Origin of the sequence: Zhongshania aquimaris, assembly GCF_019312595.1 — a bacterium.
GTDB lineage: Bacteria > Pseudomonadota > Gammaproteobacteria > Pseudomonadales > Spongiibacteraceae > Spongiibacter > Spongiibacter aquimaris.
The window spans coordinates 318,149-337,913 of the sequence record NZ_JAHWDQ010000002.1 but is presented as its reverse complement, the minus strand read 5'-3'; the positions used below and the strand labels follow the sequence as shown (position 1 = coordinate 337,913).

20 protein-coding genes and 1 riboswitch are annotated in these 19,765 nt (G+C 51.0%); of the genes, 10 read left to right on the top strand and 10 right to left on the bottom strand.

Features of this window, described 5'->3' with window-relative positions; all coding sequences use genetic code 11:
- Positions 1-216: 216 nt before the first annotated feature.
- Entirely contained in the window at positions 217-2,388 is a 2,172-nt protein-coding gene (gene uvrD, locus KXJ70_RS10370; protein WP_219043431.1) for a DNA helicase II, read from the top strand.
- A gap of 16 nt (positions 2,389-2,404) precedes the next feature.
- Positions 2,405-3,538 (top strand): TRAP transporter substrate-binding protein, encoded by a 1,134-nt coding sequence (locus tag KXJ70_RS10365; protein WP_219043430.1) that lies wholly within the window; start codon positions 2,405-2,407, stop codon positions 3,536-3,538.
- 14 nt (positions 3,539-3,552) lie between these two features.
- Here the strand turns inward: KXJ70_RS10365 and KXJ70_RS10360 are convergent, their stop codons facing one another.
- The 4 genes from KXJ70_RS10360 to KXJ70_RS10345 all read right to left on the bottom strand — a co-directional run bounded on the left by KXJ70_RS10360 (position 3,553) and on the right by KXJ70_RS10345 (position 6,826).
- Positions 3,553-4,407, bottom strand: coding sequence for an SDR family oxidoreductase (locus KXJ70_RS10360; protein WP_255558401.1), 855 nt, complete (start codon positions 4,405-4,407; stop codon positions 3,553-3,555).
- An 84-nt stretch (positions 4,408-4,491) separates the two neighbouring features.
- The gene (locus tag KXJ70_RS10355) at positions 4,492-4,881 is read right to left on the bottom strand and encodes an acyl-CoA thioesterase (protein WP_219043429.1); all 390 of its coding nucleotides are present in this window, start codon (positions 4,879-4,881) and stop codon (positions 4,492-4,494) included.
- 81 nt (positions 4,882-4,962) lie between these two features.
- A complete protein-coding gene (locus KXJ70_RS10350; RefSeq protein ID WP_439655078.1) occupies positions 4,963-6,336 on the bottom strand; it encodes a TRAP transporter large permease in 1,374 nt (457 codons plus the stop codon).
- On the bottom strand, positions 6,326-6,826 hold the full coding sequence (locus KXJ70_RS10345; RefSeq protein ID WP_255558400.1) for a TRAP transporter small permease subunit: 501 nt from the start codon (positions 6,824-6,826) through the stop codon (positions 6,326-6,328). The genes KXJ70_RS10350 and KXJ70_RS10345 overlap by 11 nt, the downstream gene beginning before the upstream one ends.
- Positions 6,827-6,912: 86 nt before the next feature.
- Here KXJ70_RS10345 and KXJ70_RS10340 point away from each other — a divergent pair, with 86 nt between their 5' ends.
- The 3 genes from KXJ70_RS10340 to yaaA are packed head-to-tail and all read left to right on the top strand — an operon-like array spanning position 6,913 to position 8,967.
- Positions 6,913-7,563: a hypothetical protein gene (locus KXJ70_RS10340; RefSeq protein ID WP_219043427.1), complete on the top strand. Its 651-nt coding sequence runs from the start codon at positions 6,913-6,915 to the stop codon at positions 7,561-7,563.
- 23 nt (positions 7,564-7,586) lie between these two features.
- Positions 7,587-8,162 (top strand): DUF4265 domain-containing protein, encoded by a 576-nt coding sequence (locus KXJ70_RS10335; protein WP_369409769.1) that lies wholly within the window; start codon positions 7,587-7,589, stop codon positions 8,160-8,162.
- A 28-nt stretch (positions 8,163-8,190) separates the two neighbouring features.
- Positions 8,191-8,967, top strand: coding sequence for a peroxide stress protein YaaA (yaaA, locus tag KXJ70_RS10330; protein WP_219043426.1), 777 nt, complete (start codon positions 8,191-8,193; stop codon positions 8,965-8,967).
- A 9-nt stretch (positions 8,968-8,976) separates the two neighbouring features.
- Here yaaA and KXJ70_RS10325 read toward each other — a convergent pair whose 3' ends face one another.
- A complete protein-coding gene (locus KXJ70_RS10325) occupies positions 8,977-9,435 on the bottom strand; it encodes an EVE domain-containing protein (protein WP_219043425.1) in 459 nt (152 codons plus the stop codon).
- 41 nt (positions 9,436-9,476) lie between these two features.
- Here KXJ70_RS10325 and KXJ70_RS10320 point away from each other — a divergent pair, with 41 nt between their 5' ends.
- Positions 9,477-10,115, top strand: a complete 639-nt coding sequence (locus tag KXJ70_RS10320; RefSeq protein ID WP_255558399.1) for a DUF938 domain-containing protein — start codon at positions 9,477-9,479, stop codon at positions 10,113-10,115.
- Between the two features lie 93 nt (positions 10,116-10,208).
- Here the strand turns inward: KXJ70_RS10320 and KXJ70_RS10315 are convergent, their stop codons facing one another.
- The gene (locus KXJ70_RS10315; protein ID WP_219043424.1) at positions 10,209-11,741 is read right to left on the bottom strand and encodes an OmpA family protein; all 1,533 of its coding nucleotides are present in this window, start codon (positions 11,739-11,741) and stop codon (positions 10,209-10,211) included.
- 235 nt (positions 11,742-11,976) lie between these two features.
- Complete coding sequence (locus tag KXJ70_RS10310) at positions 11,977-12,678, bottom strand: OmpA family protein (protein WP_219043423.1); 702 nt, start codon at positions 12,676-12,678, stop codon at positions 11,977-11,979.
- Between the two features lie 143 nt (positions 12,679-12,821).
- On the opposite strand from KXJ70_RS10310, the gene trhP reads away from it, so the two are divergent.
- On the top strand, positions 12,822-14,141 hold the full coding sequence (gene trhP / locus KXJ70_RS10305) for a prephenate-dependent tRNA uridine(34) hydroxylase TrhP (RefSeq protein WP_219043422.1): 1,320 nt from the start codon (positions 12,822-12,824) through the stop codon (positions 14,139-14,141).
- A 26-nt stretch (positions 14,142-14,167) separates the two neighbouring features.
- A complete protein-coding gene (locus KXJ70_RS10300) occupies positions 14,168-14,551 on the top strand; it encodes a hypothetical protein (protein WP_219043421.1) in 384 nt (127 codons plus the stop codon).
- An 18-nt stretch (positions 14,552-14,569) separates the two neighbouring features.
- Here KXJ70_RS10300 and KXJ70_RS10295 read toward each other — a convergent pair whose 3' ends face one another.
- Genes KXJ70_RS10295 through KXJ70_RS10285 form a run of 3 tightly spaced genes read right to left on the bottom strand, consistent with a single transcriptional unit; the run spans position 14,570 to position 17,233 of the window.
- The gene (locus tag KXJ70_RS10295) at positions 14,570-15,715 is read right to left on the bottom strand and encodes a GNAT family N-acetyltransferase (RefSeq protein ID WP_219043681.1); all 1,146 of its coding nucleotides are present in this window, start codon (positions 15,713-15,715) and stop codon (positions 14,570-14,572) included.
- 12 nt (positions 15,716-15,727) lie between these two features.
- Positions 15,728-16,612 carry a 4-hydroxybenzoate octaprenyltransferase gene (gene ubiA, locus KXJ70_RS10290; RefSeq protein WP_219043420.1) on the bottom strand — a complete coding sequence of 295 codons (885 nt, stop codon included), beginning with the start codon at positions 16,610-16,612 and terminating at the stop codon, positions 15,728-15,730.
- A gap of 60 nt (positions 16,613-16,672) precedes the next feature.
- Positions 16,673-17,233 carry a chorismate--pyruvate lyase family protein gene (locus tag KXJ70_RS10285; protein ID WP_219043419.1) on the bottom strand — a complete coding sequence of 187 codons (561 nt, stop codon included), beginning with the start codon at positions 17,231-17,233 and terminating at the stop codon, positions 16,673-16,675.
- Between the two features lie 205 nt (positions 17,234-17,438).
- Between KXJ70_RS10285 and KXJ70_RS10280 the strand changes: the two genes are divergently transcribed.
- Entirely contained in the window at positions 17,439-18,809 is a 1,371-nt protein-coding gene (locus KXJ70_RS10280; protein WP_219043418.1) for an FAD-dependent oxidoreductase, read from the top strand.
- Positions 18,810-19,015: 206 nt separating this feature from the next.
- A riboswitch (FMN riboswitch) is annotated at positions 19,016-19,178 on the top strand.
- 96 nt (positions 19,179-19,274) lie between these two features.
- Positions 19,275-19,730, top strand: a complete 456-nt coding sequence (locus KXJ70_RS10275) for a 6,7-dimethyl-8-ribityllumazine synthase (RefSeq protein WP_219043417.1) — start codon at positions 19,275-19,277, stop codon at positions 19,728-19,730.
- Positions 19,731-19,765 lie beyond the last annotated feature (35 nt).

Here is a 19,765-nt window from a genome sequence, read left to right as displayed (position 1 = left end):
GTTCATAACGATATCTCTACCAATTAGCCGCTAGATATTATGTCCCAGCAGACATGATGCCTAGCGGCTTCTTATTTCTCAGCGACAGCATCACTACCGCTACCCCCATCATTTAATCCCGCCAAAGTAGCGCTCATTACTAATATTGCTGCTCACTCGTCGCTAATCACATTTTAGCGGTGCCAGCGCCGGCGAATCCCAGTAGAATATGCCGCCATGGACGTATCTTATATTCTTGATGATCTCAATGACGCGCAGCGCGACGCTGTTACCGCTGACAGCACCGGCACGCTGGTACTGGCTGGCGCAGGCAGTGGCAAAACACGGGTTTTAGTACACCGCATTGCGTGGAAGATAAAGGTTGAAGGTCTGTCTGCCTACAGCATTTTGGCGGTGACCTTTACCAATAAAGCCGCCCGTGAAATGCGCGGCCGCATCGAAGCGCTGCTGGATGGCAACGTAAACCACGGTATGTGGGTGGGCACGTTTCACGGCTTGGCGCATCGCTTACTCAAAGCCCATGCCCGCGAAGCTGGCTTGCCCGATAACTTTCAAATTCTGGACAGCGACGATCAGCTGCGCCAACTCAAACGCATTCATCGCGAATTGGAATTAGACGACACCCGCTGGCCGCCGCGCCAATCGCAATACTTTATTAATGGCCACAAAGACGAGGGCCGCCGGTCTGCGCATATCGACGACTTTGGCGGCGATCACTATTTAAGCACCATGCTCAAGGTTTACCGCCGTTATGAAGAAGTCTGCCGCCAACAGGGGGTTATCGACTTTGCCGAGCTATTACTGCGCGCCTTAGAACTCTGGCGTGACAATCCAGCGATTCTTGACCACTACCAGCAGCGCTTCAAGCATGTATTGGTAGACGAATTTCAAGACACCAACGCAGTGCAATACGCATGGCTGCGCTTATTGACCAGCAAAGGCATGGCGATGACCGCCGTGGGCGATGATGACCAGTCCATTTACGGCTGGCGCGGCGCGCGCATAGAGAATATACAGCAGTTTTCAAAAGATATTCCAAACACCCAAATCGTGCGCTTGGAACAAAACTACCGCTCTACCGGCACCATTCTAAAAGCCGCCAATGCGCTGATTGCCAATAACAGTCAACGCATGGGCAAGGAGCTGTGGACCAAGGGCGAAGACGGCGACAAGATTGCGCTGTTCGCTGCCTTTAACGAGCAGGACGAAGCCCGATTTGTCACCGACCGCATTGACGAATTACTGCGCGACGATTATCGCCGCAGTGATATCGGCGTGCTGTACCGCAGCAACGCTCAGTCCCGCGTATTGGAAGAATATTTAATTCGCGCCGGCGTGCCCTACCGTATTTACGGTGGTCAGCGCTTTTATGATCGTTTAGAAATCAAAAACGCCCTCGCCTATTTGCGAATCATTGCGCTGCGCGACGACGACACCGCCATCGAGCGAGTCATTAATACCCCGACCCGCGGCATTGGCAATCGCACGGTCGAAATCCTGCGCGAATACGCGCGCCAGCATCAGCTATCACTGTGGCGCTCTGCGGTAGCGATTATTGAAAATGGCATGCTCCCCGCCCGCGCCGGCAATGCCCTGCGCAGCTTTCTATCGCTTATCGAAGATTTATCCGCTCAGTGCCAGGACTTGCCGCTGGACGAGCAAGTGAGTATTACCATCGACAAATCCGGCTTGATCGCGTTTCACGAGAAAGAAAAAGGCGAAAAGGCCCAAGCACGGGTAGAAAACCTCCAGGAATTAATCACCGCCGCACGGGGTTATAGCTCTGAAGACGAGGAAGCCGAACCCCTGCGCGCGTTCCTGGACCAGGCGGCGCTTGATGCCGGTGATCAACAAGCTGACGAACACGAAGACAGTGTGCAGTTAATGACCTTGCACTCGGCCAAGGGTCTTGAGTTTCCCGCCGTGTTTATCGTTGGCGTAGAAGAAAACCTCTTCCCCCACAAAATGTCGATGGAAGACCCAGAGCGCCTAGAAGAAGAGCGACGCCTTGCCTATGTGGGTATTACCCGCGCCGAACAGAAATTATATTTAAGCTACGCGGAGTCTCGTCGCCTGCACGGCCAAGAAAGTTTTAATAGCTTGTCGCGCTTTGTAAGAGAAATTCCCAATGAGCTTATTGATGAAGTGCGAATTAATAACACGGTCACTCGCCCAAGTAGCTACGCTCAGAGCACCACCACTTCGCAGCAAGCCGCAGCGGCGTCTATTGGCTTCGGTTTAGGTCAGCGGGTGCTACACAGTATTTTTGGTGCCGGCGTGGTCATCAGCTTTGAAGGTCAAGGTGCCAGTGCCCGCGTACAGGTGAATTTTGAAGATGAAGGCAGCAAATGGTTAGTGCTGCAGTACGCGAATTTGCAGTTATTGTAAGACAGGAATAATAACAATGAAGCAGGCGACCAAAGCCAATACCTCACCGCTTGTCATTTTAGCACTGCTAGCCGCTCTCGTTGCCATGAGCTGGTTATATGTGGGTGAGCGCAGCAAAGACACGCGAGCTGATCAGCAAAGCAATGCCACGGGGCAACAGGTTTTCCACTGGAAATTAGTCACAACGTGGCCAAAGGGATTTCCTGGGCTCGGCACTGCGCCGGAAAAATTTGCCGCCATGGTCAATAAAATGAGTCAGGGACGCCTACTGATTAAAGTCTACGGCGCTGGCGAGTTAGTCCCTGCCATGGGCGTTTTTGATGCAGTATCTACCGGCAGTGCCGAAGCGGGTCACGGCGCCGCCTATTACTGGAAGGGCAAATTAGCATCATCAATATTCTTCACCGCCGTACCCTTCGGCATGACCGCCCAGGAAATGAATGGCTGGCTATACCACGGCGGCGGCTTAGCATTATGGCGCGAAGCCTATGCACCCTTTAATTTAGTGCCCATGGCGGGGGGCAATACCGGCGTGCAAATGGCGGGCTGGTTTAACAAGGAAATTAATTCCGTCGCCGATGTGAAAGGCCTGAAAATGCGAATTCCCGGCTCCGGTGGTGAAGTCTGGAATCGCCTTGGCGGCACCTCGGTAACCCTGCCCGGTGGCGAACTTTACACTTCTCTGCAAACCGGGGTCATCGACGCAACCGAATGGGTAGCACCGTACAACGACCTCGCCTTTGGCTTTCACGAAGTCGCAAAATATTACTACTATCCCGGCTGGCATGAACCAGGTTCGACACTAGAACTCATCATCAACAAACAGGCTTTTGAAGCGCTACCAGACGATTTAAAAGCCATGGTAGAAACCGCAGCGCGCTATGCCAATGCGGATATGTTAGACGAGTACACGGCGAGAAATAATGCCGCCCTTCGCGAGCTCGTCGACGTGCACAATGTGCAACTGCGAAAATTACCTGATGATGTTATCCGCGAGCTGCATAAAGCATCTGATGCGTATTTAGAAGAACTAGGAAATAGCGATCCGCTTACTAAAAAGGTCTATACCAGCTGGAAGAGTTTTATGGAAGGTGCCAAGGAGTACCATCATATTTCCGAGCAGTCGTATATCAATTCGCGGGATTTATAAGCCCCGCGAAATACTCAGGCTAACTTTAAATACGTTTTACTTACCTGCCAAAGCCGCTCAGCCGCCGCGTCATCTTTTGCCCACGGTTTCACGCGCTTGGGTTTACTATCTGAAAAATACTCACCACTGATATTATCTAAACTTGGCGAGGTAGCGACAAAAATAGAGGTCGCTGCACCCTGCGCTGGCGTGCGGAAAAATGGCTTCAAAATAAAACCAACTATCTTGCCGATAATCACGTGATCTTGATGGCCTAAGCCGGTATTCACGGGACCTGGGTGCACGCAATTCACGGTGACACCTGTGCCTTGTAATTGCTTAGCAAGATGCCGCGTCCACAAAATATTGCACAACTTTGAGTGGCCGTAGACTTTAAAGGTTTTATACGGCGTTGTCTCAAACTCAAGATCGTCAAACTGCACCCCTTTAACGAAGGTGTGGGCTTCTGACGCGACACTCACAATACGGGCAGGCGCGCTTTGTACAATACGGTCACGCAATAATTCTGTTAGTAGGAAATACGCCAGGTGATTTACCGCAAAGGTTTCTTCAATGCCGTCACCGCTGAGTTTGCGATGGGTGTTTACCACCCCCGCATTATTCAGCAACAAATGCAGTGGTTTATCGGTCGCGAGAAAATCCTGAGCAACGCGATGAATATCCGCTTGCTTACCCAAATCGCCCAGTAGCAAAGTAACCGCACAGTCCGGCGACGCCGCTTTAATTTCAGCAATTAAGGCTTCGCCCTTTTCGCCGCTGCGGCAAACCACAAACAACTCTGCACCTTGCGCCGCCAGCTCAAGCGCGGTTGCCCTGCCTATTCCGCTCGTGGCACCGGTGATTAAACAAACCTTATTAAGCATCGACATTATTATTCTCCATTATTGTCGTAAGCTTTAAGTCTGATCTATTTTTAAGCGCGTTTACATCGTCTCTCTGTAGCAGGTAAAACCTTAGTCCACTACGCGGGTACGACCATTGCCATCTATGGCAACAAAAACAAACTCGCCTTCTGTCACTTTCGCCGGCTCATCTTGATGCAAGCTGGTAATCCAGACTTCAACGCGAACACGAATGGAGCTGCGGCCAACATCAAGAATTTCGGTGTAGCAACTCACAACCGCACCAACCCGCACTGGGGTCATAAACGCCATCGCATCAACGGCCACGGTTGCCACTCGGCCCCCAGCTCGTCTAGACGCGGTAATGCTGCCGGCTAAATCCATTTGCGACATTAACCAACCACCGAAAATATCCCCACTCGGGTTAGTATCGGCAGGCATCGCCACAGTTTGTAGGGCGAGTTCGCCAGTTGGTTTGGGCGTGTCGTCGATGTCACGCATAATAGATAATCTCTTGCTAGTAAACGTTAAAGACGCACAGTTAACGTGTGCCTACGGATATTGTCAATGTATCACTTATTATTATTGGCCACGAATGATAGACGGCAGCCACGTTGCCAATGAAGGCCAAATAGCCAACAAAGTCAGCATGAGTAATTGCAGTGCAATATACGGGGCAACGCCACGATAAATATCGGAGGTCGTGACCGATGGTGGTGCAACACCACGCAGATAAAACAGGGCGAAACCAAATGGCGGCGTTAGGAAAGAGGTCTGTAAATTAAGCGCAATCATAATTCCCAGCCAAATCGGATCTACGCCCATGGCCAGCAATATCGGACCAACAATGGGCACCACCACAAACGTAATTTCGATGAAGTCGAGAATAAAGCCCAGTAAAAATATTACCAGCATAACGATTAGCGTGGCGGTCATAACGCCGCCGGGCAGTTGTGCAAAAAAATGTTGGATTAAGTCGTCACCACCAAAACCTCGAAATACCAATGAGAACACGGCGGCACCGATCAAAATCATAAACACCATGCACGTCACTTTTAGCGTTTCCCTTGCCACCTCGCCCAGCCGCACAATATTCAGTTCACCCTTGGCGGCCGCCATTAATGCGGCACCCAGCGCACCGACTCCAGCCGCCTCCGTTGGGGTGGCGGCCCCCACTAAAATCGATCCCAATACCGTGAGAATTAAGGCAATAGGCGGCACTAAACCCTTTAGTAATTGCATCAGCGGTGGCGGATCAAGGTCGGTCGCCGCAGGCGCACTCTCAGGTCGCGTCATGGCGACAAAACCCATATAGAGCAAGTACAAAACGACGAGTAATAAGCCCGGCACCAACGCACCAATGAACAAATCACCTACCGATAGGGTTTTAGGACTAAACACACCGAGGTCTAACTGCGCCTGTTGATAGGCGCTAGACAAGGTGTCACCCAACAGAACGAGCGCAATAGAAGGCGGAATAATTTGGCCCAGGGTGCCTGTCGCGCAAATCGTGCCGGTGGCTAGGCTCGGCGAATACCCTCGCTTTAACATGGTCGGCAGCGACATGAGCCCCATGGTGACCACAGTTGCGCCAACAATACCGGTGCTCGCGGCCAGCAACATGCCAACCAGAATAACGGAGAAACCCAAACCGCCTCGACGCCGACCAAATAGGGCTGCCATATTACTGAGCAGGTCTTCAGCTAATCGGCTTTTTTCCAGTAGCACCCCCATTAAAACAAATAGTGGCACGGCCAATAGCGTGACATTCGTTATGGTGCCGAATAAACGGCCCGACAAGGACGACAGGAAGGAGGCATCAAAATGACCAATACTGATGCCAATACCGGCAAATAACATGGCGGTGCCGGCAAGACTAAACGCAACGGGATAGCCGAGCATCAGCACTAGGCAGATGACGGCAAACATCAGCAGTGGCAGAAACTCAATCAGCATGGACATTGGCCTCACTACCCACCAAGACCATGGCATTTCGCAGTAATTCAGCAAAGCCCTGCATCGCCAGATTGATCGCCATCAGCGGCAATAATGTTTTTAAAAGGTAGACGAAGGGCAAACCACCGGGTTCGACCGACGTCTCATGAATAGCCCATGCGTTTAGGGTGAAATCCCAGCTGGTAATCAAAATCAATCCACAGAGTGGCAGCAGAAATACAATACTGCCGATACTGTCGACCCACGCCTTGGTGCGCGGTGAGAACCTTCGATAGAAAATATCTACTCGAACGTGGCCGCCGTGCTTTAAGGTATAGGCCGCACCGAGCATGAAAACTGTGCCGTGTAGATAGCTGACCGACTCTTGCAGCGCCGTCATGCCCTGACCAAAACCGTAGCGCATCACTACCACGGCGGTCGTACCGAGCATCATTAAGGGAATTAACCACGCAAGTAAGCGTCCAAGTCGCTCAGTTAGACTATCTATCAAATAAACACACTGCTTCACTATGTTGGTATCCCTAAATTAGCTACGCATTATAGCTATTCTGCGGACACAGATGCCAAGGAGACACCATGCGTTCTATTATTATTTTCACCCTGTCCACGCTTAGCGCCACACTGTGCTTTGCTAGCAATGTTCAGGCAGACATTGTTGCACGCTACGCCATAGGCAATGAAACCCTTGTACTGAGTTACCGAGACGATCAACATATTCGCGTAGATCGCGGCCAACTTGGCTACTCAATAATCAACGGTGACCAAGCCATCGCCGTACTCCAGCAAGGTGGCGCCCGTGTCGTCATGAATGTGGACGAAATGGGTGGCATTATTAACGGCGCGCAAGAAGGGCGAGCGCTTAGCGTGCCAGAAGCCAGCGCCGTAAGTTTGAGCCCCACTAATCAATTCAGCGACATCGCGGGTATTAAAGGTCGAGTTTACACGGCTAGCGACGGTCGCGCTAAATACCTTGCCGTACTCACAGACAGAGCCGATGTTACTAGGGCCAGCGATGGCCTGCGCCACTTCTTTCGTCGCTTTGCAAGCTCGATGAAGAACGAGCGCGGCAACAAGCTGCTGGCACTAGAAAACGCGTTTAAACATCAATCAGACCGAGGGGTGTTGCAGGTTGAGGGCGGCTTTAAATTATTAGACATCCGCTCACAAGAGCGCGCGGATAGCTTTTACATTCCCCCGCCCATCGGCATCCATTTCCCAAATCAGTAACACCCTCGGCGGGAATAGGCACCGTGCGGTGGGCCGATAAAATCGGTATCATTGCCCACCAATACACTGAACCGCGAAGTAATACGTTAAAGCCTATGACCGACGATGCCCCTTTTGCCGATCAGGAAACCCTGCTGGAGTTGTACGCCGGCACCCACCCTGTCAATAACCAACCGATTTTCGAGAAAGTTCTGGCGACCCCACTACAGAACAGCGGTGATTATCGCCTGTTAAAATCGCCCTTATTCGTTCGCGGTGTCGCGGCATTAGACAGCATCAATATTAACCCGGACTCCCGTGGCCGCTTTATTGTTGTCGAGCGCAGCGGCAACCTCTGCATTCGCGTATTTTTCCGCGAGCCCAATGAAGCGCTGGAAATGCAGCTAACTGCCGAAATAGAAAAGCTGGCCGGCTGCCTGGATATAAAAACTGACCGCGCCTTGGTCTATAGCATCCATTTCGGCGTAGGATTCAGTGCCATAGAACAGCTGATGAGCAAGTGGATTAACGGCGACTCGGCAAGCTGGATCTACGGCAATGTATACGATGCCGATAGCGGTGAACCACTGAATTGGTGGCAGGCGCTGCTGCAAGCCTAAGCACTGCTCATATTAACCAGGAATACCCATGCTACTTGTTATATCGCCGGCGAAGACGCTGGATTTTGAAACCCCGGCTCACACCGAACAATACAGCCAAGGTGCTTTTTTAGCCCGCTCGCAAACGCTGATTTCGCAATTGCAAAAACTCAGCCCGGACGATATCTCAGCGCTAATGAAAATTAGCCCAAAGCTCGGCGAATTAAACCACCATCGCTTTATGAATTGGGCTCGCCCCTTTACCCCCGCAAATGCCAAAGCCGCCGTGCTCGCCTTTCGCGGCGACGTGTACACGGGACTCAATGCCGACAGCTTCAATGACGATGATTTTAATTTCGCGCAGCAGCATTTACGCATTTTGTCTGGCCTCTACGGTCTGCTAAGACCGCTAGACTTAATTCAGCCCTACCGCTTAGAAATGGGCACGCGCTTTGAAAATAAAGACGGCAAAAATTTATACGAGTTTTGGGATAACAAAATAACCTCAGCAATTAATAAGCAGTTAACTGCCATAGATTCAGAGGTATTGGTCAACCTTGCATCAAACGAATACTTTAGTGCGGTTAAAGCAAAGACCTTAAAAGCCGACATCATTACACCGGTTTTTAAAGACTTTAAAAATGGCAAATATAAAATTATTAGCTTCTATGCAAAAAAAGCGCGGGGCTTAATGGCGGCTTATATCATTAAGCAACGCATCTCAGATGTTGATCAACTTAAAGCCTTTGATAGCGAAGGCTATTATTTCTGTGCGGAGCAATCTAGCGCTAGAGAATGGGTGTTTTTAAGAGATACACCGGCCTAATATTTACACTTAGACCATAGACAGTATTTGCTGCCACTCTTCATTACTGACTGGCATAATTGACAGCCGACTGCCTTTTTTAAGTAGCGCCATTTCGCTCAAAGCCGGCTCTGCCTTGAGTTCTGACAGCGGAATAAATCGCTTAAATTTACGCTCAAATTTAACATCGACCATAAACCAACGTGGATTTTCTGCGCTCGCCTTAGGATCGTAGTAGCGCGACTCTGGGTTTTGTGCGCTGCCATCGGGATAGGCTTCTTTAACCACTTTGGCAATACCCGCTATACCTGGTACGGGGCAAGACGAGTGATAGAAAAAGACCTTGTCGCCACAGCGCATCTGATCGCGCATCATATTCCTAGCTTGGTAGTTACGCACGCCATCCCAGTGCTCGGTGCTGTTTGGGCGACTGCGCAAATCATCTAAGCTGAAGGTATCGGGCTCTGACTTCATTAACCAATAGGCCATTGTTGTACTCCCGTCATAAACGCTAAACTGGTTTTTTATCTATGGGTACTATCAAGTTGCTAGTACGCGAACGCGAGATTCCCGCTATGAACGACGCTAAACCCTTCTCGCAGGCCTGCGAAAACAATAAACAGCCGATACTGTATCACTTAAAACCAGTGCTGCAAGAATGCCAGCATGTTTTGGAAATCGGAAGTGGGACGGGGCAACACGCTGTGTATTTTGCCGCCAATATGCCGCAAATAGTATGGCAGTGCAGTGATCGCAGCGAAAATATTCCCGGTATAAAAAGCTGGCTTGCGGATACCTCACTAGCACCACCGCTCACCTTAGACGTTCGCGATTCGAATTGGCCCACGCAGCAATACGATGCCATTTTCTCTGCCAATACCCTGCACATCATGAGCTGGGCAGAGGTTGAATTATTCTTTGCCAAAGTAAATACCCATTTAAAACCGACGGCACTACTTTGTATTTATGGCCCCTTTAAATATCATGGCGAATTCACTTCACCCAGCAATGCAGACTTTGAGCTCTGGCTAAAAGGCAACAACCCCTTAAGCGGTATCCGTGATTTTGAAGCCGTCAATTCACTTGCCCAGCACGCAGGTTTAAATCTGCTCGCAGATCACAAAATGCCTGCCAACAACCAATTGCTTGTGTGGCAGCGCCTCGGCTAGTCAGCAAATTACCGCTCTATAAAACTTGAGGCATAAAAAAACCCGGCCGAAGCCGGGTTTTTTCTAAACTAACACTAAGTGCGTAATTGCAAATTAGTAATCTAGTTCATCTTCAGACATTTCATACGGCTGATATTCTTCTTCAGCAGCAGGTTCATCCATTTCCATTTCTTCTTCAACAGCGGGCTCTTCTACTGCGCTGTCGTCAAGCATTAGCTCGTCTTCTACCATAGGCTCTTCAACCATAGGCTCGTCGTAAGGCATTGGCTCAGCTACTGTGTCGCTACCCAATACTTTCAGTTCAACGCGACGGTTTTCCGCACGTCCTTCTTTAGTATCGTTGCTAGCAACAGGTTGCTCTTCACCATAACCAGTCGCAGTCAAACGGCCGCTGTCAACACCATTGCCAACCAGATAATTTTTCACTGATTTAGCGCGGTTTTGTGACAGGTTCATGTTGTAGCTATCGCTGCCTGTGCTGTCAGTATGACCTTGCAGCTCGACATTGAAGCCTGGAGAGCTAGTCAATGTTGTAGCTACATCGTTCAGGATAGTCTCAGCATTCATGGTCAACTTCGCGCTGTTTAGCTCAAAGTTTACACCGCGCAGAATAACCGCCTGATCTTTAGCACAACCATTAGACATTACAGGCTGACCAGCTGGTGTATCTGGACATGCATCGTCTGCATCGACAACACCGTCGTTGTCACCGTCTAACGGACAGCCAACCGCATTCACTTCAGCACCAGCTGGCGTGTTAGGGCATTGATCCAAATAGTCAGCTACACCGTCGTTATCGCCATCAAGTGGGCAGCCAACGCTGTCAACTTGAACACCACGTGGAGTGCCTGGGCATTCATCCATTTCATCAGAAACGCCGTCGCCATCAGCATCTTGTACGCCGTACTGGGCATCAAAGAAGTTATAACGCAGACCAACTAGGACGCTTTGCGCGCTGTATTCGATCTCAGTTTCAGTTGGACCTGATCTGAAGCTTGCGTCTTCGCTCATACTGTAGCGGTAACCCGCATCAATCGCTAAACGCGGTGTCATGTAATAGGTAATACCGGCACCTAGCTGACCAATCATGACGTCGTCATCAGCGTCACCGAAATCAAGGTTAGCTTGGCCCAGACCGAAACCTATGTATGGACGCAGACGCTCACCGGCAGAGAAGTCGTACCACAAGTTACCCATGATCGAGGTCACTTCTAGCGCACCGTCACCAGCTACCGAAACACCGCCAGTGCTTACCTTGTCTATATCGTTTTCGCCTTGACGATATTCGAGTTCAAGACGGTATGGGCTTTCAAATTTATAACCGAAAGTAGCACCGAAGCTGAAATCGGTATCGTAGCTATTTTCGAAGTTGCCGCTAGCACCTGCGCCGCCACCGCCGCCCAACAAGCCGTTCAGCAAGCCGCCGAGTACAGGTATATCGCTTAGTCCGGGAATACCGCCTGCGGCTTCGGTCTTAACCGTACCATCGGCATCAAATACGTCATTGTAAAAAGCATTACCACCGATGTAGTAACCTTTTTCTTTTTCTGCTTGGGCCATTGCCGCACCCGCTGCTGATGCCAATATCACACCGGCAGCAAGAGCAGATTTCCATTGCTTGCTCATAAACATCCCCTGAATCATTAAAGTTATACCTTTTGAGGTGCAAATTACCACGTCATCGCGAGGCTTAATACACACTTTAAGGCATAGTGGACAATAATAGCGTAAATTTTTTATTTAAAATGCGTGCAAATTAACGTTTGAAAACACCGAAATCCTAAACTCTCTAACCTAAACAGTAAAGCAACAGTTAATCACAATAGACATTTTTCCCGTATTTCAGCCTTCGCAAATCGTCCTAGGGCAGAGCGCGAATTACGCGAAGTGCAACCCGGCGATTGCGGGCACGGCCTTCCGGACTGGTATTTTCGGCGATCGGCATAGTGTCGCCGTAGGCCTGAACGTCGATTCGACTCGACGCCACGCCCAATTCAAGCAGCGCCGCTTTGACCGCATTGGCGCGAATTCGCGACAGCCGGTAATTGAAATCCGATGTCCCGCTATTATCGCTGTGACCCTGCAGCGCTATGCGAAAATTAGGTGAATGGCGCATTAATTCAGCAATGCCGGCCAACCGCTCTTGCACCTCTGTAGTGATTTCAGCGCCGCCGTGCGCAAAGAACACGCTCTCTAAGCCGACCGCTTGCCGAGCCGAACAACCGTTGCGCATGACTCGCTCACCACGCTCAGTGCGCGGACATTGATCTTCTCCATTCTTGATGCCGTCGTTGTCGCTATCTAGGCACCCATACTGGTCAACCATGTTCTCTGGCGGGGTATTGGGGCATTGATCAACCGCGTCAATAACGCCATCACTATCACTATCTGCGCAGCCATAGCCATCCACACTTATCGCGGCAACTGTCGCCGGACAGCGATCATCAACATCGGCAACGCCGTCGCCGTCGCTATCACTGGGTGACGTCACCCCAGCAGCACACGCGGACAAAAGCAGCGGCAACATCAATATTCCCAGGCATTGAGTACAACTAAATTTCAATGTGATATTTCCTAACACGCTAAATCTTCAAGGTTCACGAAGTGTAGCTAACAGACGGACACGTCACCAATAGCGCAGAATACCTATGTTTGCGCTACCATAGTGCCGCTTAACTTCAAACACGACAAAAAGGCCTTTGCACGATGATTCCCGAACTCCTGTCACCCGCCGGCAGTCTCCGCAATATGCGCTACGCCTTCGCCTACGGTGCAGATGCAGTCTATGCCGGTCAACCACGCTACAGTTTGCGGGTGCGCAATAATGAGTTCAAAGACCTGGAAACCATGGCCAACGGCATAGAAGAAGCCCATCGCCAAAACAAGAAATTCTATTTAGCGTCTAATATTTCACCTCACAACGATAAAATCCGCAGCTATCTTCGCGATCTCGCACCCGTGATGGAAATGAAGCCCGACGCGCTCATCATGGCAGACCCAGGGCTAATGATGCTGGTGCGGGAAAACTGGCCAGACATGCCAATTCATTTATCTGTGCAAGCCAACGCGGTGAACTGGGCCTCGGTTAAATTTTGGCATCAAAATGGTATTCAGCGTGTCATTCTCTCCCGCGAGCTAGCGCTGGATGAAATTGAGGAAATTCGCCAGCGCGTACCCGAAATGGAAATAGAGGTCTTTGTCCACGGCGCATTGTGTATTGCCTACTCTGGTCGCTGCTTGTTATCAGGCTATATGAATCACCGCGACCCCAATCAAGGCGCCTGCACCAATGCCTGCCGCTGGAAATACCAAGCGCACGAAGCCAAAGAAGATGACAGCGGCGATATTGTCGCCGTGCAAACCTATATTCCCGAGCCAGAGCCCCAGCGTGTCACCGAACCGGTGCTCCTTCAGCAAGCCCAGCGCCCCGGCGAATTTATGCCCGCTTACGAAGATGAGCACGGCACCTATATTATGAACTCCAAAGACCTTCGCGCCGTTCAGCATGTCGAACGCCTGACGGCGATGGGGGTGCATTCGCTGAAAATTGAAGGCCGCACCAAGTCACACTACTACGTTGCCCGCACGGCGCAGGTCTATCGCCAAGCGATAGACGATGCCGCCCACGGCAAACCCTTCAATATGCACTTGATGGATGAACTGGAAACCCTGGCCAACCGCGGTTACACAGAGGGCTTTTATCGTCGCCATCCGCCCAAGGAATACCAGAATTACGAAATGGGTTTAAACAATGCGCAACAGCAGCAATTTGTCGGCGAGATCATCGACGCCCGTGACTCGGTTATCACCGTCGATGTTAAAAATCGTTTTGAAACCGGCGACACCCTGGAGCTGATGATGCCCGGTGGCAACACCCGTTTTACCCTAAACACTCTGAGCGATAAACATGGCAAAGCAATAAGCGCCGCGCCCGGATCAGGCCATCAGGTGAAAATCCCCCTGGATCAATCGCTTGCTGAATCTGCACTAAAATATGCACTGTTGGTCAAAGATATTCACGCGTAATAGACCAAATAAGATGGGGAGTCACAATGGAACGAAGTAAACTGCGCATACTCCGAGGACTGGTAAATATAAGTCTAATTAGCTTGGTATTCGGCGCCATTTTAAATTTACTTACCGACATACTCGGCAACTACTATGTACTCACCATTGGTTTCTTAGTGGTGCTAATTACCTTTTATTGCTACCGCAGAGCCGATAGCGAAGCGGCCTCCAGTATGAGTTATTATCTGTGGCGCTATCTGCCCACGCTCATTTTTATTGCCATGCCGATCGCAGCCTATTGGTTTAGTCGAGACAGCCAGTGGACGCTAGAAAATATGATTCAGGCCGTGCAGATAAGCTGTAGTTTTGTACTACCTATCCTCTGCCTGCTTTACGTTGAGCGCGTGTTAAAAAACGCTCAACAGTAGTCATGACAGCAGGCGGATTTAAACACCGTCTGCTTTCTTGAAAGGCAACATCTCACTGGCTTCACGCAAGTAATTTCCAATATGAACCTGCTCTTCATCCAAAAAACGCTGCACGGCGGCTGAAAAATCGCCGTCCGCCAACCAGTGATTTGAATAGGTTAAAATGGGTGTGAAACCACGCTGAATTTTGTGTTCGCCCTGCGCGCCGGGGTCAAAATGTCGCAAGCCTTCCCGCAGGCAATACTCGATACCCTGGTAGTAACACGCTTCAAAGTGCAAAAACTCATACTCTCTTATGCAGCCCCAATAACGACCGTATAAGGTGTGCTGATCACGAAAATTTAGGGCCACCGCGACCGGCTCATCGCCGTGACTGGCGAGCACCATGACCAAGTGCTCCGGCATGCTGGTCGCCAATTCAGTGAAAAAGGACTCCGGCAAGTAACCGCCATGACCACTGCGCTTAGCGTAGGTAAGCTGATAGCAGTGAAAAAAGAAACGCCACTGTGCTGCGCTAATCTCCGCCCCCGTCAATACTTGAAGATCCAAGCCCTGCTCGGCCACGACCCGGCGCTCTTTGCGCAACCCCTTGCGTTTGCGCGAACTAAACGCCGCTAAAAAGCCTTCAAAATCACCGTAATCGCGATCATACCAATGGTATTGGGGGCCTATGCGCTGCATCAAACCGTGCTGCGACCACATAGCCGCCATGTCTGCTTTTGAAAATAAAATGTGGAGGGACGACGCGCCGATATCATTGGCGTGTTTTGGCAAGGCCACCGCCAAAGCCGCCACAATGTCATCGCGCTCACCCTCATCAATCAGGCAAAGACGTGGGCCAGTTGCCGGTGTAAACGGAATAGCCGCCAATAATTTGGGGTAGTAGGGTCGACCGTGGCGCTGATATGCGTCGGCCCAGGACCAATCGAACACGTATTCGCCGTAGCTATGGGTTTTGATGTACAGCGGCATAACGCCGACTAATTGATCCTGCCGACGAATAATAAGGTGGTGAGCCTGCCAGCCCCTATCCGGAGCAACCGCCCCGCTTGCCTCTAATGCGTGCAAAAACTCAAAGCGGGTGAATGGGTAATCACAAGCCGCTGCGCGATTCCAATCGCATTCAGCAATCTCGGCAATAGCGTCGACAAACTCTAGCTGCAGGTTCGCCAAGGTCTATTTCCCTATTAAAAAGTGCAGAACAATACCTGCAAAGACGACAGCGCCAACCCAGTTGTTATTCAAAAAGGCCTTGAAACATTTTTCCGGCTGCCGATAACGAATAAGTTGCTGCTGGTAAATAAACAGCCCACTGGCGGCGATAAGCCCCGCGTAGTAGATAAAGCTCATTTCAAAGCGCGGCCCCGCCATCACCAGAACAATAATGACGCAAATCTGCAGCATAGCCGTGATGACTTTGTCGTCCTCACCAAACAGGATGGCGGTCGATTTCACCCCAATTTTTAGATCATCTTCGCGATCAACCATGGCATAAAAAGTATCGTAGGCGACGGTCCATATCAGCACGCCAATATATAGAAGCCACGCCGCTGGCGGCGGCAACTCGCCGCTTTGCGCGGTAAAGGCCATGGGGATTCCCCACGCGAATGCCGCACCCAATACCAACTGGGGCAAATGGGTATAACGCTTCATAAAAGGGTATGTAGCCGCCAAAGCAACAGCGCCAAGGGAAAACAATACGGTCAAGCCATTGGTGAACAAGACCAGGGCAAACGCCAGCAGACAAAGGCCGGCAAACAATAACAAGGCTTCTTTTTCAGTTACCTTACCCTGCGCAAAAGGGCGGGCTTTGGTGCGACTGACGTGGGCGTCGATCTTGCGATCGGCAAAATCATTGATGACGCAGCCTGCTGATCGCATCAAGAATGTGCCCGCCACAAAAATCAGCAGCAAATGCCAAGCGGGAAACCCTCCTGCAGCCAACCACAGCGCCCACACGGTTGGCCACAACACAAGGTAAGTACCGATAGGCCTATCCACACGCATCAGCGCGAGGTATTGGGGAGTTTGCTGCTTTAGATGCTGGAACAATGAGTTCATACAGTGGCCAATAAATGCTTGTCGCAAAAGTATATCAGTACGACTGAGGCGGATGGAAAACTACCAGGGCCGAAATGCCGGTAAAAATATTTCACTGACCATAATTGGGTGGCCGCTGAGCAGAAAACGGGAGCGCCTGCCCCATAAGTCCTCGCTATTTTGCTGTGAGGAAGAGCTTGCCAATGCCGCCGCAGGGACGCGACAGATCTCATAGCGATCACGGGACATATGCGGATCGGTAAACAATAGATGACCTAAAGGTCGATTATCCAGTGTTCGCAAGCGATCCAAACGCCCCACCAAAGACGTAGCCGGCAGCACGCTGCGGGCATAGACCCAGGGCTGATTATGGCAGTGCAGACGCACCTCGCGCACCAAACCCCAGTCGCGATCACCCATTCCCAGCAGTCGCCGCTCCGATAAACGTGGAATCTGCCAGTGCTGGAACATAACCTCAACGTGAAAATGGCCAGCCGATACCCGCCGTAAATGGGCAGTTAATGAGCCGGTATCCAGCAACCAACGCGCATCGGCAGCAGGCAGCGCCGATTTAGGGTATTTCTTACAATCAAGCCACTTAGGCTCTTGCGTGTGGAATCGTGATGTTTGAAAAGCGTACAATACTCGGCTTCCAGTGTTGAAGGTCACTGAACTTAAGTGTCGCCGCACTGTAAACGAGCGGTATTCAAGCTTAAGTGTGGCGGCAGAATGCGTGAATCATCAGCGACTTGCAAGCACTGACATCGGCCAAACAGGCGATGATATCGAATTAAATAATACCGTAAGCTTCGGTAAAAGAAGCAAATAGCTTAGAGGAATTGGCTCAATGAGTAAGTGGGAATGTATTGTTTGTGGCTGGGTTTACGACGAAAAAGTCGGTGATCCTGATTCTGGTATCGCCGCGGGAACCCGCTGGGAAGACATTCCTGATGACTGGCTTTGCCCCGACTGTGGCGTGGGTAAAGAAGATTTCGAAATGATCGAGAAATCTGAGGAAAGCGACTTACCCCATCACGAAGAGCCGGCGTCCGCCAGCAACCAAGCTGCCATTGTTATTATCGGCACCGGTCTTGCTGGCTATGGTTTGGTGCGCGAGCTGCGCAAATACGACAAAGACAGCCCGGTGATCATGATCACGGCAGATGATGGCCGCGCCTACTCTAAGCCCATGCTGTCCACCGGGTTCACCAAAAACACCGACGCCGATGCACTGGCTCAAAAAGACGCCGGCGGTATGGGCGAAGACCTTAACGCCAGCGTGTGGACGCTGACCAAAGTCACCGCCATCGACACCACCGCGCAAATCATCACGATTGGCGACCAGGAAACCCAAGTTCACTACAAGAAATTAGTACTGGCACTGGGCGCAGATGTAATCCGTCCGCCAATCCAAGGCGATGCGCAAAACTACGTTTATTCGGTAAATGACCTGCTGGATTACGATGATTTCCGCACTGCCATCGCTAAAAACAATGTGAAGAAAGTGTGCATCATCGGCGGCGGTCTAATCGGCTGCGAATTCACCAATGATCTTATCAACGGCGGCTTCGAAACAGAAACGGTAGACCCATTAGGCTACTGCCTACCCACTTTGCTGCCAGAGGCAGCGGGCAAAGCGGTTCAAGCCGGATTGGAAGCCAAAGGCGCCAAATTCCACTTTGGTCCACTGGTCACCGAAGTCAATAAATCGGCTGACGGATTGGAAGTGAGTCTGAATAACGGCGAAAAGATTAGCTGCGATTTAGTTCTGTCGGCAGTTGGCGTACGTCCGCAAATCAAGCTAGCGCAAGACGCGGGCATTACCGTTAATCGCGGCATTGCCACTAACCGCTTGCTAGAAACCAGCGCGGCAAACGTTTACGCCATGGGTGACTGCGCCGAAGTCGCCGGCCACGTTTTAGTCTATGTTGCGCCGCTGATGGCCCAAGCTCGCGCGCTGGCAAAAACCCTCACTGGCGAGCCTACCGAAGTGAGCTACCCCGCCATGCCCGTCACCATCAAAACCCCAGCCTGTCCTGTCACGGTAAGCCCCGCTCCCCGCGACGCCAAAGGCACTTGGGAAATTGAGCAAGACGGCGTCAATGTGGTGGCACGCTTTGTCGGCACCGACGGCGAATTGCTAGGCTTTGCGCTAACAGGCGAAGGCACCAAGCAAAAGATGGCCCTGCAAAAACTGCTGCCGGCGATCATGCCTTAACTGTCTGTATTAGCTAGTAAGCGACCAAGGGTGGAGGCACAAATTCCACCCTTTTTATTTCCACTTCCCTATTTATCCCATACCTCGCTGCTTTTTCTAGACCGCTCATGCAAACCGATTAGCTCGGCCATTCAACGTTGAAGTGCGTATACAAATCATCCGCAGATTGCTAATATTCGCGCGCTCTCATTGTGCCTATGCCAATTGAGGGTTCTCAGGGCGGGGTGAAAGTCCCCACCGGCGGTAATCATGCTTTGCATGTAGCCCGCGGGCGCTTATTGAACATCACCGGGTGATGCAGCGATAAGGACAGCAGATCTGGTGTGATTCCAGAGCCGACGGTTAGAGTCCGGTTATGAGAAAAGATCGTCACACCACTGCGCGCCTAGCCTCCATCGCTACGCCAACGCCTGGTCTGCCAGCTCATCTTTGCCCTGCCGTATTCATTTGGGACAGAAAATGACCATGACAGACTCATCATCAAAACCAACCGTCGCCTTTATTCAAGCCTGCTGGCACCGCGATATAGTCGACCGCTGCAAAACATCGTTTCAAAAAGAGATCGCCGAACGCAGCGATCTAAACGTCGAATTTTTTGAAGTACCCGGCGCATTTGAAATTCCACTGCACGCGAAGCTGCTGGCACAAAGTGGCAAATACGCTGCCATTGTCGGCGCCGGCTTAGTCACCAACAGCGGCATCTACCAGCACGAATTTGTCGCCCAAGCGGTTGTTTCCGGTCTCATGCAAGTGCAATTAGAAACCACCATTCCCGTATTTTCAGTGGTGCTTACCCCCCACAATTTCCACAATAGCGAAGATCACATCAGCTTCTTCAGTGAGCACTTTGTTATCAAAGGTGCAGAAGCGGCATCGGCTTGTATCGGAACCCTAGCTAGCTTGGCAAAACTAAAAGCATAAAGTAGCCCTAGGCTGCGCTGGTGCGTCGGTATATC